Raw genomic sequence first — 15,088 nt, 5'->3', positions numbered from 1 at the left:
TCTTCTGGGCCCTGCGCGGCGCGGGAAACGGCAACTTCGGTGTGGTGACCGAGCTGACCTTCCGCACCCACCCGGCCCCCGCGGCCGTCACCGCGTACCTCTCCTGGCCCTGGGCAAAGGCTCGGGCCGTCATCACCGCCTGGCAGGAGTGGGGCCCGGACCAGCCCGACGAGATCTGGTCGTCCGCGCACCTCGCCGCCGGCCCTGGCGGCACGACGCCCAACGTCTCCGTCTCGGCCTTCTCGCTCGGCAGCTACGGCGATCTCCAGAATGCCGTAGACCGCCTGGCCGACAAGGTCGGCGCCCCCGCCCGCTCGGTCTCCCTGCGCCGCCGCAGCTACCAGGAGTCGATGCTCGTGTACGCCGGTTGCGCCGGTTTCAGTGACGCCCAGTGCCACCTGCCGGGCACCACCCCCGGCCGCACCCCGCAGGGCGCCCTCGGCCGCGAGACGTACGCGGCCCGAAGCGACTTCTTCGACCGATCGCTCTCGCCGGCGGGGGTACGCGCACTACTCGCCCAGACCGAGGCGTTCACCCGCATCCCCGTGTCCCAGGGCGGTGGCGGCGGCAGCATCGCCCTGACCGCGCTCGGCGGTGCGGTGAACCGGGTCGACCCGCTCGCGACGGCGTTCGTGCACCGCCGATCCCGGATGCTCGCCCAGTACATCGGCGCGTGGCGGGCGGGCACCGCCGGCACCGACCAGCAGGCGTGGCTGAAAAACGCCCACGGAGCGATGCGCCGGTACGCCTCCGGGGCGGCGTACCAGAACTACACGGACGCGACCCTGACCGACTGGCGGAAGGCGTACTACGGCGCGGCGGCGGATCGCCTGACGACGCTGAAGAAGCGTTACGACCCGGACAGGCTCTTCAACTTCCCCCAGGCCCTGTAACCAACCACGTCAGGCAGCGAGGTCGTTGCGCTCGCTGTCTCCGGCCCGCGGCCCGGGAAACGCCCCCGACCCACCATCATCAGGACCAGAACCAGGACCAGATCCAGATCCGGAACCAACCTCCAGCCCCGCGCCCCGAGTAGTCACCCCATCGCCGGCACCACGCTCCACGGACCCCTTCGCCCGTACGAGCCAACCCACCGTCTGCGAACGCGAGATCGCCGCCATCAGCGGCGTGAGCAGCGCCATCGCGACCGGCGCGAGCAGCAGCGCCACGGCCGTACCGAGAGCGAATCCGCCGATGACATCGGTCGGGTAGTGCACGCCCATGTAGACGCGGCAGAAACCTGCGACAACAGCCAGCCCGATCGCCGCGAGCCCGAACTTCCGGTTGGCGACGAAGACTCCGACAGCGATGGCCATCGCCAGCGTCGCGTGGTCGCTGACGAACGAGAAGTCCGTCTTCCCGGCCACCAGGACCTCAAGCCCCTTGTGGTCGTTGAACGGCCGCGGCCGCTCCACGAACCCACGAATCGGGATATTGATCAGCAGCGCGATCCCGGCCGCCAGCGGCGCCCACACGAGCCCGGCCACCGAGGTGACCGCGTCCTCGCGCCTGCGCACGCTCCACCAGCACCAGAGTGCCACCAGGACCATGCCGAACATGGTCCCGTACTCACCGACGAACTCCATGACGCGGTCGAACCAGTGCGGCGCGTCCGCCGCCAGTCCGTTGATGTCGTAGAGCAGACTGACGTCGGGGTTCGCCCCATCCAGTGCGAGTCCAGCCATCTGCCGCGGCCCCTTGCCTTGTTGCCTGCTGCGCGGCACACGTGTCTGCGTGCCACTCCTGCGAACCCCCGTGGTTCCCTGCGGATTGCCGTGGCCGTGCATGGTCAGCGCACGGCCGTTTGCGTGGTCAGCACGCGTACACGCGTACACGCGCAGTCGGCGTACGACTGCGACTGTCCCACTCCCCCAGTCCAGGGAACGTCCGGCCGGCCCCCGCCGTTCCAGTCTCCACCGAAAGATCACCATGACGTTATCGAAGAGAGACACATCACCGCAGCTCAGAGGGCAGCTATAACGGAGAGTTCAAGCCATGTCACGCGCCGCCGCGGTCCTCCGGCAGCTCCGTGGGAAGCGCCTTCGCACCGTCCTCGGTGACCCGGGTCGCACCAAAGTAATCCGGCGTATCGATCTTGTCGAAGCGAATCACGGCTCCGGTGAACGGAGCGTTGATCATGTACCCGCCTCCCACGTACAACCCGACGTGCCGGATCGCGCGCGAGTTCGTGAGGTCGTCCGAAAAGAAGACCAAATCGCCCGGCAGCAGCTCGTCCCGCGAGGGATGCGGCCCCGCGTTGTACTGATCGTTGGCCACCCGCGGCAGCTCGATCCCGACGGTCCGGTAGGCGGCCTGAGTAAGCCCGGAGCAGTCAAACCGCCCACCCTGCTCAGGCGTACCGTTCCCGCCCCACAGGTACTTGGTCCCAAGCTTCTTCTGCGCGAAGTAAATAGCCCCGGCGGCCTGCCGCGACGGCTCGACGCGCCCGACGGGCCGGGCGAAGCTCTGCTCCAGGCTGGTGATGATCTTCACGTAGTTCTGCGTCTCGCGGTACGGCGGAACGCCCCCGTACTTGATGACGGCGTACGCGCCCGCGTTGTAGGCGGCGAGCATGTTCTTGGTCTGATCCCCCGGCACCTTCTTGACGTATCCGGCCAATTCACAGTCGTATGACGCGGCTGACGGAATCGCATCGGCCGGATCCCAGATGTCCCGGTCCCCGTCCTTGTCCCCGTCGACCCCGTGCGAGGCCCAGGTCCCGGGGATGAACTGCGCGATGCCGCGCGCGTCGGCCGGGCTCTGCGCCTGCGGGTTCCAGCCGCTCTCCTGGTACAACTGCGCGGCGAGCAGAGCGGGGTTGATGGCCGGGCAGAGGTTGCCCCATTTCTGCACGAGCGGCTGGTACAGCGCGGGCACGGCGCCCTTGGCCAGCCCGACCGTCCGCCCGGCGCCCGTACCGCCGGCCAGCCCCGCGGCTGCGGAGAAGGTCCCGACGACGAGCAGCGCGACGAAGCTCAGGCAGAGCCCGATCCCGATCCCAGTGGCCACCCAGACTTTGCGCACCCCTCAACCCTCCCCCATCCGGGACGGGTTCACAGCAGTTTTCGCGCGCGCGTCCGATGCGGCGTACGACACGCCCGAAACACCGCGTTGTGGCTCAGCGCGCCCCGTCAGATCCGTACAGAGGGAGGTGATCGGTGGTCAGAGCCAGGGAGAGCGGCTCGGCAAGCGGAATCTCCTCGCCGTACTTGCCACGCAGCGCATCCTGGTAGGCGCCGTCACGAGGCTGGGTGTGGAGAGCCCATGTGCCGTGGCGGGGATCAATGACGAGGAGCGCCCTCACACCCGCGACCGCGTACCAATCGTTCTTCTGGGAGATGTCCCTGGCCTTCTCGGACTGGGAGATGACTTCTACGGCGAGCTCTACGTCCAGGGGGTCGATCAACCAGTCGTCATCGTCCTCCCACTCCGTCGGCAGGAGGACGAGATCCGGCGTCACGTAGTCGTCGGGGTCGCCGGGCATGGCGATCGACGAGACTTCGTACGCCCCCAGCCCTTCCCGCAGGGATTCTTCGATCTGCCGACGCAACCGGACGACAGTGCCCGTGTGCTTTCCGCGCGGAGTCGGAGACATCACGAGGCTTCCTCCCACGATCTGCACCCGCAGGCCAGTCGATTTTTCGATCTTCTCGGCGACCTCACGCAGATTCCCCCGACGGGGGCGCGGGCGCAGCGGCGGCAGCACGGACATGGTGCGTGGCCTCGATTCCTGCGGCACTGTCTGGTCGACCGCACGAGGAGAGCCCGGGGGAGGTTCCGCGCCCAGCTCGGCGGCTCTTTCACCGTACTGCCATGGGTATGCGTGGGCCTCGGACATCGGGCTCCTTCTTCAATCGTGCCGACGATTCCATTCCGCTACGTACAGTCACACTAGGTGACGCCACTGACACTCCGGTTTCCTCGCGCACTCCACCCACAGCAGCTTGCCGCCCTGGCCGGGCAGGCCGGTGGTGATGGGATACGCACCCCACCTGTCGGCGCAGAGCGGTACGAGATGCAGCCCGCGCCCGGACTCGGCAGTGACCTCGGGCGGGTCGCCCAGTGGCCCCTTGAAGGGGGCCGGGATGTCGGGGTTGGAGTCCCACACGCTCAGCCGAAGCCCGCTCCCGCTGGCATCTGGGGCGCGGAGACGCAGGGTGTACGACCCAGCGGAGTGCAGGTAGGCGTTGGTGACCAGTTCACTGGCCAGCAGCTCGGCGGCGTCGACGAGGTCGGTCATGCCGTGGGTGCGCAGGACGGAGCGGAGGGTGGAGCGGGCGATACCGGGGGCACGGGGGTCGTGCGGGAGTTGGAGGGTGTAGGCCCAGGGCAGCGCTACGGTGGCCATGGAAGTCTCCGATCGCGGAGGGGAGTTGGATGACGCTGGATGCATTGCCCAGTGACCAGGTCGCTCCGTCGAGCGGGGTTCTTCCGGGCGGGTGGCCTGGACATGAAATTAGCGCAACGGGATATAACATTCACCCAATACGGAAGCATCTATTACCCATCCACTCGTGTGGGTGACTCGTCCGCACCGAGGAGCGATAGCCATGCCCGTGAGGAGCAACCCGACGGGGCGTCAACTCCGACTCGGCAGCGAGCTGCGGAAGATGCGCGAGCGCACCGGGCTCACCGCCACCGAAGCCGGAAAGCTGCTTGGCATCAAGCAGGCCCAGGTCAGCAACATGGAGACCGGGCGCCTCGGCGTGAGCTCGGACCGTGTCCGCACCTTGGCGTGTCATTACGAATGCGGAGACCGCGCTCTGGTGGACGCCCTCATGGCCATGACCGGCGACCGCAGGCGCGGCTGGTGGGAGGAGTCCCGGGGCATCCTTCCGAGCTCACTGCTCGACCTTGCGGAACTTGAGCACCACGCAACGCAATTGCACGGAGCCATCACAGCCCACATCCCCGGGCTGCTCCAGACCAGCGACCACGCGCGGGAGGTCTTCCAACAGAGCGTGCCCCCGATGCCGCCGCCGGAGGTGGAGCACCGCGTCTCGTTCCGCGTCAAGCGCCAAGCGGTCCTGTACGGAGACACGCCGCGCCCGTACAAGGCGCTCATCCACGAAGCTGCGCTGCGCATCGAGGTCGGCGGCCCCTCCGTACTCCGCAAACAACTGGAGCACCTGCTCGACATGAGCGAGCGTGACCACATCACCATCCAAGTGGTGCCCTTCAAGGCGGGCGCCGTCCCTGGCTCGGGTCAGTCCATCTATTACGCGCACGGCCCGGTCCCGCAACTGGACACGGTGCACCTGGACCAGTCGCACGGCCTGGCGTTCCTCGACGCCGAGACCCAACTTCTGAAATATCGGCTCCTCTTCGACAGAATTGAAGCCGTCGCGCACTCACCGGCAGAGAGCCGGGACGTCATCCGCAGCATCAGCCGGAACCTGTGAAGGAGAATTCGAATGCCCACGCACGACTGGCAGAAGTCGTCGTACTGCGCCCAGGGCGACTCCTGCGTACACGTCACCAGGGGAAACGGCGCGGTCAGACTCATGGAGTCCAGTGATGCCACTGGGGCGATACTCCACACAAGCCGGGCCACTTGGGCCGTGTTTCTGCGCGACCTCAAGGAGGAGCGCCGTGGCTGACCGCTGGCAGAAGTCGTCGTACTGCGGCGAAGGCGAGTCGTGTGTACATGCCACGGCAACCGGCGGCACGGTCAGACTTACCGAGAGCGGCGACCCCACCAGGGCGATACTCCGCACCACCCCCACCACCTGGGCCGCCCTGATCCGTACCGTCAAGGAGGACGCGAACCATGGCTGAGATCCCCACCGGCCTGGCCTGGATCCGGGCCGCGCCCGAGGGCGAGGACGGGCCCGGCCCCTGGATCGAGATCGCCTTCGGGCCGGAGGACCAGGTCTACCTCCGCGAGACCAGCGCCCCCGAGAACGTCGTTACGACGACCCAGAAGAAGTGGGACGCGTTCGTGCTCGGCGTACAGGCCGGCGAATTCGACCACTTCGCCGAGCTCGGCGACGAGGACCCCGCCGTCTGAGTGCCCGTTCCCCGCCGCCCCGAGCGCCCCGGCGCCCGCGCCCCCGGCACGCCAGTAACGTCGCCGCGTGATCAACGGTGCTCACGTAATCATCTACAGCCGCGATACCGAAGCGGACCGCGCGTTGTTCCGGGACGTGCTGGGCTATCCCCACATCGATGCCGGCGACGGTTGGCTGATCTTCAAACTGCCGCCGGCCGAGATCGCGGTGCATCCCGCCGAGGGACGGGAGTCGCACGAGCTCTTCCTTATGTGTGACGACGTGAAGGCCACCATGGAGGAGATGACTGCGAAGGGCGTGGAGTTCAGGCAGCCGGTCAGCGATGAGGGATGGGGGCTGATGACTGTACTCAAACTGCCGGGTGGCGGCGTCCTCGGACTGTACGAACCGCGGCACCCAAGGCCCCATGAGCTGTGAGCGCACGTGCCGCGCCGGGGGACTGACGCCTTGAGTGGTTCATCGCCGATCGGGACTGGATTGTGCACCTGGCCGGTTCCGTGGTCGGACACCTGCCTGACTCCCCGGGACGATCCCGGTGGCCGAGGCCGCCGGGAGGAACCGGCGAGGGCCGATGAGTTTCTACGTGATCCGCAGTCATAGATCATGATTGGTGCGCCGCAGACACGAGCGTGGTCGAAGCGTGCACCGACCGAACCTGCTGAGAACCAGACACGAGATGCCGAGGAACCTTAGATGCGTACCCTGATCAGTACCGCCTTCATCTCGCTCGACGGCGTCGTGGAGGGCCCGGGCGGTGAGCCCGGTTACCGGAACTCTGGATGGACCTTCAAGGACATCGAATTCCTTCCCGAGGCATTCGACATCAAGGGCCGGGAGCAGAAGGAAGCCACCGCGATATTGATGGGCCGGACCAGCTACGAGGCGTTCAGCCCGGTGTGGCCCGACATGGAGGACTTCGCCGACTACAAGGTGATGCCGAAGTACGTCGTCTCCACCACCCTCACCGATGACGCCCTGGTGTCGAACTGGGGCGAGACCACGATCCTGCGCTCACTCGACGAGGTCGCCGCACTGAAGGAGACCGAGGGCGGCCCGATCATCCTCCACGGCAGCGCCTCCCTGAACCAGGCCCTTTCGGACGCCGGCCTGATCGACCGTTACCACCTGCTCGTCTTCCCGCTCCTGCTCGGCGCGGGCAAGCGTCTGTTCAGCGCCACGGACAAGGACACCCAGAAGCTGAAGCTGGTCGAGCACGAGGCCTACGCCAACGGCCTGCAGAAGAACGTCTTCGACGTCGTCCGCTGACAGCACAGCATGCCCGACCCCGGCCGTGGTCGGGCACGGGGAGGGCGGTTCTGATCGAACAGGGTGCCTGGCCGGTGATCTTGGCTGGAAGGACGCATGAAGACAGGGCCTCCGGTGCAGCACGAGGGTTATTGAAGCCAACTCGTGGGACCGGCGGCCCTGTTGATGCAGTTCTACGTGGTTTTGCCCTCGGGGTTCAACTCGATGCGTGCGGTGTGCGATTGCCTCGCTCACCGGTTCGGGAACGCGGCCGACCGTCCGGAGCGGGTGCGGCGGTATCCCTCGGACATGACGGACGCGGAGTGGGCGGTGGTGCGTGACGCGCTGCCGGTGCCGACGTGGATGGAGAGCCGGGGCGGACAGCCGGAGGGCTATTGTCACCGGCATGCTGGATGCGGTCATCCAGGACGAAAAGAACGGCCCATCCCTGCCTCGATCACACGGATACCATGCCTGACCAGCGGAAACTCAACGGCCATGACCGGAAAGACAACTGCTTCTAACCCCACAGAAGGCGAAAGCTCAGCACCTTCCGAGAGCCGGTCCTCGGCAGCAGCCCACGCCGACCGTCCCACCACCCACCCAGCCCGGCCATGCCTTATGGCTCGACCGACCACCGGCCGCAGCGGACGCCGCACCCAGCCCCCCACCCAACTCACGCCACCTAGTAGACCGGCCAGTCCGCAGGTCGCCCCGCCAGCGCGGCCGTCTGCCTTCGTGGGCGCGCGCGTGCGTCGGGAATGGGATGCCGCACCAACGGCCGTTGCCGCCGACCGCTGAAGCTGGGGCCGGGGCACCCCTGGTGTTGGCGCGCCCCACCAGCCGGGCCGCAAGCCGCCGAAACCACCCGCACCCCTTCCGGCTCCCGTGCAGGACGTTCCCATTTTCCGCCCCTGAAACGCTCGGGACGACCCGACCCCAGAAGCGATCCATTCGGGTGAGCGCGGCTCCCCGTAGCAACCGCAGCCCCGCCCCACCAAAGGTGCATAACGCCAGTCATTGCCCGCAGTCACCCCTCGTGATACACAGAGTGACCATACGCGTTTCCGGATACACCCGGCAGGCACCGCAGGTCAGCGCGGTCCGACCGGCCACACGTGCGGAGGTCGGGTAAAGACAGGCGCCAAGTCGACATACCAGTGCGGTTTCATCAGCGAAGATAGAGCGTGACCCCTGCCGTGCGGCAGGGGCGACGAACTACCCGACAGGGGCGGTGACTTACATGAACCTGGCAGCCGAAAAGGGCGACATCACCACCATCATCGGTGGAATCGCCCCGAACTGGGGTCCGTTCGGGACTCTGGGTAACGAGGCCCGCGTCATGATCGAGGTCGTGATGGCTGTCGCCATTCTCCTCTGCCTCGGAATCGCCATCTGGGGAGCAGCGAAGCAGCGGATCGGCGCGACGGCTCTGAGGGACACGTTCAGCGCGGAGCAGGGCAAGGGCCTGATCGTCGCCGGCCTCACCGGCGTCTTCATCATCGGCTCACTCGGCACGCTCTTCACCATCGTGTACGGGATGGCTGTTTAACCCACCGTCAGCCAGCACCGGGTACTCCCGGCCCACTCCCCCACCCCACCCGTCCGTCGTGCCCATTGGCTGAGGTTGCGTCTCCCTGATGTCGAGTCACCACACCGCGCCCGCGCGGGAACCAGCACGGCTACCGTCGTACTACGCGGAACTGCAAACGGTTGAGGGGGCGCACGCGGCATGAGTCTCGGCGACGAGCACGGCTACGGCAGCGACAGCGGTCGTTCGGACCGTGTCGGCGGCTCCGGCCAGACCCGCACCCGCCTGCCCGAGGGCGGTGGGAGCGATGTGTACGGGGGCGCGCGGCGGCCCGTACGGACCTCGCGTTCCCTCATCACCGTGGTGGGCGTGGTGGTGCTGCTGATCGCGGCTATCGCCTTCGCGAATCGGGGTGGTGGCGACAGCGGCTCGGGCAACGAGGCGAAGTCCGGCGGCGGGGCGGAGCCGACGGCCGCCACGGGCGTGAAGCCTGTGGAGGGCAAGAACGGACTGATCCCGTCCGGCTTCGCGCAGGACGAGCAAGGCGCACAGTCCGCTGCGACGAACTATGCCGTGACCCTCGTGTCCGCCGACATTTTGAGGCCCGCCACTCGGCAGGAGATCGTGGGCAAGATCTTCGTACCGCAGAAGGTTGCTGAGCTGGAGGCAAAGTTCGATAACGCCTACAGCCAGGACTTCCTCGACAAAGTCGGGCTCGACAAAGACGGCAACGCACCCGATGGCATGACCTACGTCTCGCGGACCGCGCCCGTCGGCACGAAGGTGACGGCGTACACGGACGTCGCGGCGACTGTTGAGGTCTGGTGCACGGGCGTGTTCGGCACTGCAGGGGTCGGATCGACCAATCCGGTGGCCAACGACTGGTTCACCATGACCCTCACGCTCCAGTGGGCAGATGGTGACTGGAAGGTCGAGAGTTTCTCCCAGAAGGAGGGCCCGGCTCCGGTGAACGCCGACCGCACGGCATCCAGCGCGGACGAGATCGCCAAGGCAGTCGAGGAGTACGGAGGGTTCACCTATGCCCGATAACCCACGCCGTGCGCTGAAGCTCACCGCTGTCCTCGCACCCGTACAGATGGCAGTCGTACTTCTGGCGTCCCGCGCCTTCGCTGCGCCGACACCAACGCCGTCACCCTCCAACAAGGACAACTGCGATCTCATCGTCGGCCCGGCCAAGGAGTACTGCGAAGACGGCGAAGGCGGTGGCTCCAACCTCCGCGCCCCCACCGACCCCGTAGACGCCGTAGACCCCCTCTCCTCCCTCGCCAAAGGCTGCGCCGACGCCGCCGCGTGGATCGTCGGGAAGCTTTCCGACGCCGTGAAGTCGACCGCCGACGTCGACTTCACCAACCCCACGTTCCTCAAGCAGTACGCCATCGTCTTCGCCGCCTCCGCCATCCTCACCCTCGTCCTCTGGCTGCTCGCCGTAGCCAAGCGCGCCATCCGTGGCGTGCCGCTCGCGACCGCGCTGTCCGAGGCCATCGGGTTCCTCTGGCTCACCGTCCTCGCGTCCGCCTTCACGCCGCTGATCCTCTACACCGTCGTATCCGCCACCGACGGCGTCACCGAGGTCATCGCCGCCGGCACCGGCGGGCAGACCGACGTGTTCTTCGGGTCCTTCTCCGAGGCGCTCAAGAAGGGCGACGACATCGGCGGCGGTCCGATCATGCTGATCGTCGTCTCCCTCGTGACGATCCTCGCGGCCGGGATCCTCTTCCTCGAGCTGTTCATCCGCGCCCTGCTGCTCTACGTCGGCGCGCTCCTCGGCGTGGTCGTCTACGCGGGGCTCGTCGACAAGAACATGTGGGGCCACGTACGCCGCTGGGCCGGCATCATGATCGCGATCATCATGGTCAAGCCCGTCATCGTGATCGTCCTCGGCCTCGCCGGGGCCCTCTCCGCCGACGACGGGCCGAACGCCTTCTCCGCCGTCGTCTCCGGCCTCGCCATCATCCTGCTGGCGATCTTCGCGTCCGGCATGATCTACCGCTTCGTCCCCGGCTTCGGCGACGAGATCGCCTCCGCCCGCAGCGACCGCAACACGGCCACCGACGGCGCCCGGGCGGCCGCCGTCATCAGTTCCCCCGCCGCCCTCGTCTCGCAGGGCATCAAGACCCACAGCAGCCGTGGCGGCGGAGGCGGTGGCGACCGGGGCGGGAACAGCACGCCGCCCCGCCAGGCCAACCCCGTCAGCGGCGGCGTAGCCGCCCACAGCAGCCGGGGCGGCGGAGGCGGCACCGGCGGAGGAGCAGGCGGCGGAGCTGTCCCTTCCGCCGCCCCCTCCCCCCGTAGCAACAGCACCCACACGAACCGCAGCACCGGAAACACAGGCATCACCGGCAGCACCGGCAACAACAGCACAGGAGGTGCAGGGCGTTGACAACGCAGTCCCAACCCATCACGCCCCGCCGCACGTATCTCATCGGCCGCGCCCGGCCGAACGCGATCGTCGGCAAGAACCGCGAGACCGGCGAGATCGCGCTGATCATCGCCGGCGCGTTCCTCGGCATGATGAGCGGCCTGCTGGTCCCCGTCCTGTCCCTGCGGATCGTGCTCCTCATGGGCTTCCCGATGCTGGCCCTGATGGCGGTGTACGTCCCGTACAAGCACCGCACCTTCTACAAGTGGTTCGAAATCAACCGCAGTTACAAGCGCACCCTCCGCAACGGCACGACCTACCGCAGCGGCGCCATGGAAGCAGGCGTGAACAGCCTCGACGGCCGCGAGGTCGAAGTCGGCCCCCCGCCCGGCATCGGGCGTATCAACTGGCTCGCCGCCCCCTTCGGCCCCGACGAGATCGCCGTTCTCCTCCACGCCGACCGCCGCACCGTCACCGCCTGCATCGAGATCGAAGGCCCCGGGGTCGGCCTGCGCGACAGCGAGGACCAGGAAGCCCTGGTCGACCGCTTCGGCACCCTCCTCAAGCACGTGGCGAACGGCGACGGCTTCGTCACCCGACTCCAAATGCTCGCCCGCACCCTCCCCGCCGACCCCGACGCCCACGCCAAGGACGTCGCCCAGCGCGGCGACACCCACGCCCCCGGCTGGCTGAAGGAGTCGTACGACCAGCTCCAGTCCATGGTGTCCACGTCCAGCGAGCAGCACCGCGCCTACCTCGTCGCCTGCATGCACTACTCCCGCGAGCTCGCAGCCGAGGCCAACGCCATGGCCCGCGCCGCCCGCCCCCACGGCGGCCGCAAGCTCGACCGCGACTCCGGCCTCGCCGTCGTCATGGCGCGCGAGCTCACCGACATCTGCGCGCGGCTCGCGGAGGCGGACATCCGCGTACGCCAGCCCCTCGGCCAGGGGCGCCTCGCTTCCCTCGTGCACTCGATGTACGACCCCGATCACCCCATGGACCACATCCAGGCCATGACGAAGCGCAACGCCTGGCCGGCCGAGCTCGACGCCATGGAAGCGACGTACCTTCAGGCCAAGACGCGCGAATCCTCCACCCGCGCGCCCTGGTGCCACGCCACCGCCTGGGTGAAGGAGTGGCCGATGACCCCCGTCGGCGTCAACTTCCTCGCTCCTCTCCTCGTCCACACCCCCGACGTCATCCGTACGGTCGCCGTCACCATGGACCTCGAACCCACCGAGATCGCCATCGAGCGCATGCTGACGGAGAAGACGAACGACGAGGCGGAAGCCAGCCGCCAGGCCAAGATGAACCGCACCGTCGACCCGCGCGACATCGCCGCACACGGCCGGCTCGACCAGCGGGGTGAAGATCTCGCGAGCGGTGCGGCCGGGGTAAACCTGGTCGGGTACATCACTGTGTCGTCGCGTTCACCCGAGGCGCTGGCCCGCGACAAACGGACCATCAGAGCCTCGGCCGGTAAGTCGTATCTGAAGCTGGAGTGGTGCGACCGGGAGCACCACCGGGCGTTCGTCAACACCTTGCCGTTCGCCACCGGCATCCGTCGTTAGCCGAGAGGGCAGACCCGCCATGCGAGATCCGCTGTCCGCCGTCACGGATGCCTTCACCAGCTTCCTCTTCGGGAAGGTCGAGACGACCAGACTTCCTGTCCGTACGTCGACGGGCCAGGCCCAGGCCGTGTACCTGCCCACCGCCGCGCCCGGCCTCGGCGACTCGGGCGTGATCATCGGCCGCGAGGTCTACAGCGGCAAGGGCTACATCTACGACCCCTTCCAGCTGTACGGACAACAGCTCCCGGCGCCGCACTGGCTGGTCCTCGGCGAGTCCGGCAACGGCAAGTCGGCGCTGGAGAAGACGTACGTACTGCGGCAGCTGCGCTTCAAGGACCGGCAGGTCGTCGTCCTCGACGCGCAGGGCGAGGACGGCGTCGGGGAATGGAACCTGATCGCGCAGGAGCTCGGAATAACCCCCATCCGGCTCGACCCCACCGCGGCGCTCAACGGCGGCATCCGCCTCAACCCCCTCGACCCGTCGATCACGACGACCGGGCAGCTGGCCCTGCTCCGTACGATCATCGAGGTCGCGATGGGGCACGGCCTCGACGAGCGGTCCGGCTTCGCGCTCAAGGTCGCGCACGCGTACGTGAACGAGACGATCACCGACCGGCAGCCGGTCCTGACGGACATCGTCGAGCAACTGCGCCACCCCGAGCCGGAGTCGGCTGAGGCGATGAACGTCGACCTGGACGACGTACGGGCATGGGGCCTGGACGTCGCCCTCGTCCTGGACCGCCTGGTCGACGGTGACCTGCGGGGCATGTTCGACGGCCCGACGACGGTCGGCATCGACCTCGACGCCCCCCTCATCGTCTTCGACCTCTCCCACATCGACCGCAACTCGATCGCGATGCCGATCCTGATGGCGATCGTGGGCGTGTGGCTCGAACACACCTGGATCCGGCCGGACCGCAAGAAGCGCATCTTCCTGGTGGAGGAGGCGTGGCACATCATCAACTCACCCTTCGTCGCGCAGCTCTTCCAGCGCCTGCTGAAGTTCGGCCGCCGGCTCGGCCTGTCCTTCGTGGCGGTGGTCCACCACCTCTCCGACGTGGTGGACGGCGCGGCGGCGAGGGAGGCGGCCGCGATCCTGAAGATGGCCTCGACCCGGACGATCTACGCCCAGAAGGCGGACGAGGCGCGGGCGACGGGCCGGGTGCTGGGCCTGCCGCGCTGGGCGGTCGAAATCATCCCCACCCTCACCCCCGGCATCGCGGTATGGGACGTGAACGGCAATGTCCAGGTCGTCAAACACCTGATCACGGAGGCGGAACGACCACTCGTCTTCACGGACCGCGCCATGACGGAGACCTCGGCGGAGGTGATCTCGGACGACCTGCGAGCCGCGGAGTTGGAGGCGGAGCAGCGGGCGGCGCTCATCGAGCAGCAGATGAGCGAGTCCTCGTCATCGGAATCGACGGTCGCCTGACATGAGACACAACGACAGGCCGCAGGGACACGAACAGCCGGGCGAGCGGGGCATCCCCGACTCACTGCTGGTCGGGCTGCTGGCCTTCCTGCTGGGCCTGACGGTCTTGGCGTGGCTGGCGACGGGCCTGGCGGGGCTGTTCGCCCACGGCGCGTGGCCGGACGGCGTCACGTTCGCCCGTACGCCGCTGGCCCTGCGCAGCCTGATGGGCGCGCCGCACGACATTCCGGCCGCGTGGCCGGACACGTCGCCGGAGCAGCTGTCCGGGTACGGGCTGTTCTGGGGGCTGTTGATCGGCGAGCTGATGGTGCTGTTCGTGCTGACGATCTTCGTGATGGGCGTCCTGGCCCGCCTGAAGGTGCAGCGCGAGACGGCGAGGGCGGCCAGGACCGCAGCCGCAGAGGGCGGCCCGGGAGGGGCCGGCACTCCGGGCTCGCCCGACGCGTACGCGGGCGCGGCCAACGGCCACGGGCCACCTGGACAGGGGCCGCCCCATGCCGGTACGGGCTACGGACCGGGAACGGGTGCGGACGTCGGCAACGGCAACGGCAACGGGGCTTCGCCCCACCCACTTGCGGGCGTCGGGTCACTCGCCGGGGCAGGCGCCGATGCCAGTACGGGCCACGGACCCGGCGCAGCTCCCGGGCCCGGCGGGGCGCCCCACGCCCCTGCCGGTACCACTGCCGGTACGGATACCGGTGGCCCAACGGGCTCCCCGCCGGCCCTGAATGGCACCCAAGGCGTAATCGTGGAGCCGCGTCACCTCCCAGGCGCTGATGCGAGCTCGTACCCCCCATCAGGCGCCGACCCGCACCCCCACCCCCACACCCAACAACCGGCGGCAACCGCCCCGCCCCTCCCCCCCCCTTCCCTTTAACCCTCGCCCCGTTCAACCGCCTACCCGCTCTTTACGCC

The 15,088-nt window shown here is 68.1% G+C and carries 17 protein-coding genes; 13 read left to right on the top strand and 4 right to left on the bottom strand.

The genetic code is table 11. From position 1 onward, the window contains the following. Window positions 1–893, top strand: an 893-nt coding sequence (locus J7E89_RS00085; RefSeq protein ID WP_214966718.1) for an FAD-binding oxidoreductase, incomplete at its 5' end; no start/stop codon positions are given. 9 nt (window positions 894–902) lie between these two features. On the opposite strand, the gene J7E89_RS00080 is transcribed toward J7E89_RS00085, so the two are convergent. From J7E89_RS00080 to J7E89_RS00065, 4 genes are all read right to left on the bottom strand, one after another. Then, entirely contained in the window at window positions 903–1,685 is a 783-nt protein-coding gene (locus tag J7E89_RS00080) for a phosphatase PAP2 family protein (RefSeq protein ID WP_214966716.1), read from the bottom strand. A 313-nt stretch (window positions 1,686–1,998) separates the two neighbouring features. Beyond that, window positions 1,999–3,009, bottom strand: a complete 1,011-nt coding sequence (locus J7E89_RS00075) for a bifunctional lytic transglycosylase/C40 family peptidase (protein WP_214966713.1) — start codon at window positions 3,007–3,009, stop codon at window positions 1,999–2,001. 109 nt (window positions 3,010–3,118) lie between these two features. Beyond that, window positions 3,119–3,838, bottom strand: coding sequence for a Uma2 family endonuclease (locus tag J7E89_RS00070; RefSeq protein WP_251059874.1), 720 nt, complete (start codon window positions 3,836–3,838; stop codon window positions 3,119–3,121). Window positions 3,839–3,886: 48 nt separating this feature from the next. Then, window positions 3,887–4,348, bottom strand: a complete 462-nt coding sequence (locus tag J7E89_RS00065; RefSeq protein WP_214966711.1) for an ATP-binding protein — start codon at window positions 4,346–4,348, stop codon at window positions 3,887–3,889. Window positions 4,349–4,550: 202 nt separating this feature from the next. Here J7E89_RS00065 and J7E89_RS00060 point away from each other — a divergent pair, with 202 nt between their 5' ends. From J7E89_RS00060 to J7E89_RS42255, 12 genes are all read left to right on the top strand, one after another. Beyond that, on the top strand, window positions 4,551–5,402 hold the full coding sequence (locus tag J7E89_RS00060; protein ID WP_214966709.1) for a helix-turn-helix transcriptional regulator: 852 nt from the start codon (window positions 4,551–4,553) through the stop codon (window positions 5,400–5,402). A 12-nt stretch (window positions 5,403–5,414) separates the two neighbouring features. Next, entirely contained in the window at window positions 5,415–5,600 is a 186-nt protein-coding gene (locus tag J7E89_RS00055; RefSeq protein ID WP_214966707.1) for a DUF397 domain-containing protein, read from the top strand. Beyond that, window positions 5,593–5,778 carry a DUF397 domain-containing protein gene (locus tag J7E89_RS00050; protein ID WP_308315277.1) on the top strand — a complete coding sequence of 62 codons (186 nt, stop codon included), beginning with the start codon at window positions 5,593–5,595 and terminating at the stop codon, window positions 5,776–5,778. The genes J7E89_RS00055 and J7E89_RS00050 overlap by 8 nt, the downstream gene beginning before the upstream one ends. After that, window positions 5,771–6,010, top strand: coding sequence for a DUF397 domain-containing protein (locus J7E89_RS00045; protein ID WP_214966703.1), 240 nt, complete (start codon window positions 5,771–5,773; stop codon window positions 6,008–6,010). Before J7E89_RS00050 ends, J7E89_RS00045 begins: the two co-directional genes overlap by 8 nt. A gap of 67 nt (window positions 6,011–6,077) precedes the next feature. Further along, the gene (locus tag J7E89_RS00040; RefSeq protein ID WP_214966701.1) at window positions 6,078–6,428 is read left to right on the top strand and encodes a VOC family protein; all 351 of its coding nucleotides are present in this window, start codon (window positions 6,078–6,080) and stop codon (window positions 6,426–6,428) included. Window positions 6,429–6,704: 276 nt separating this feature from the next. Next, the gene (locus J7E89_RS00035; protein WP_214966699.1) at window positions 6,705–7,277 is read left to right on the top strand and encodes a dihydrofolate reductase family protein; all 573 of its coding nucleotides are present in this window, start codon (window positions 6,705–6,707) and stop codon (window positions 7,275–7,277) included. 1,222 nt (window positions 7,278–8,499) lie between these two features. Further along, window positions 8,500–8,808 carry a hypothetical protein gene (locus J7E89_RS00030; RefSeq protein ID WP_028814667.1) on the top strand — a complete coding sequence of 103 codons (309 nt, stop codon included), beginning with the start codon at window positions 8,500–8,502 and terminating at the stop codon, window positions 8,806–8,808. A 180-nt stretch (window positions 8,809–8,988) separates the two neighbouring features. Then, the gene (locus tag J7E89_RS00025) at window positions 8,989–9,837 is read left to right on the top strand and encodes a hypothetical protein (protein ID WP_214966697.1); all 849 of its coding nucleotides are present in this window, start codon (window positions 8,989–8,991) and stop codon (window positions 9,835–9,837) included. Next, window positions 9,827–11,188, top strand: a complete 1,362-nt coding sequence (locus J7E89_RS00020) for a hypothetical protein (protein ID WP_214966695.1) — start codon at window positions 9,827–9,829, stop codon at window positions 11,186–11,188. The genes J7E89_RS00025 and J7E89_RS00020 overlap by 11 nt, the downstream gene beginning before the upstream one ends. After that, window positions 11,185–12,738, top strand: coding sequence for an SCO6880 family protein (locus J7E89_RS00015; RefSeq protein WP_214966693.1), 1,554 nt, complete (start codon window positions 11,185–11,187; stop codon window positions 12,736–12,738). The genes J7E89_RS00020 and J7E89_RS00015 overlap by 4 nt, the downstream gene beginning before the upstream one ends. Window positions 12,739–12,757: 19 nt before the next feature. After that, window positions 12,758–14,173, top strand: coding sequence for an ATP-binding protein (locus tag J7E89_RS00010; RefSeq protein ID WP_214966691.1), 1,416 nt, complete (start codon window positions 12,758–12,760; stop codon window positions 14,171–14,173). Window position 14,174: 1 nt separating this feature from the next. After that, window positions 14,175–15,050 (top strand): hypothetical protein, encoded by an 876-nt coding sequence (locus J7E89_RS42255; RefSeq protein WP_374196767.1) that lies wholly within the window; start codon window positions 14,175–14,177, stop codon window positions 15,048–15,050. Window positions 15,051–15,088: the final 38 nt, after the last annotated feature.

The sequence above is a fragment of the Streptomyces sp. ISL-100 genome (assembly GCF_018614615.1).
Taxonomy (GTDB): Bacteria; Actinomycetota; Actinomycetes; order Streptomycetales; family Streptomycetaceae; genus Streptomyces.
The sequence above is the reverse complement of the archived record's forward strand: the minus strand, read 5'-3'. Positions and strand labels throughout refer to the sequence as shown.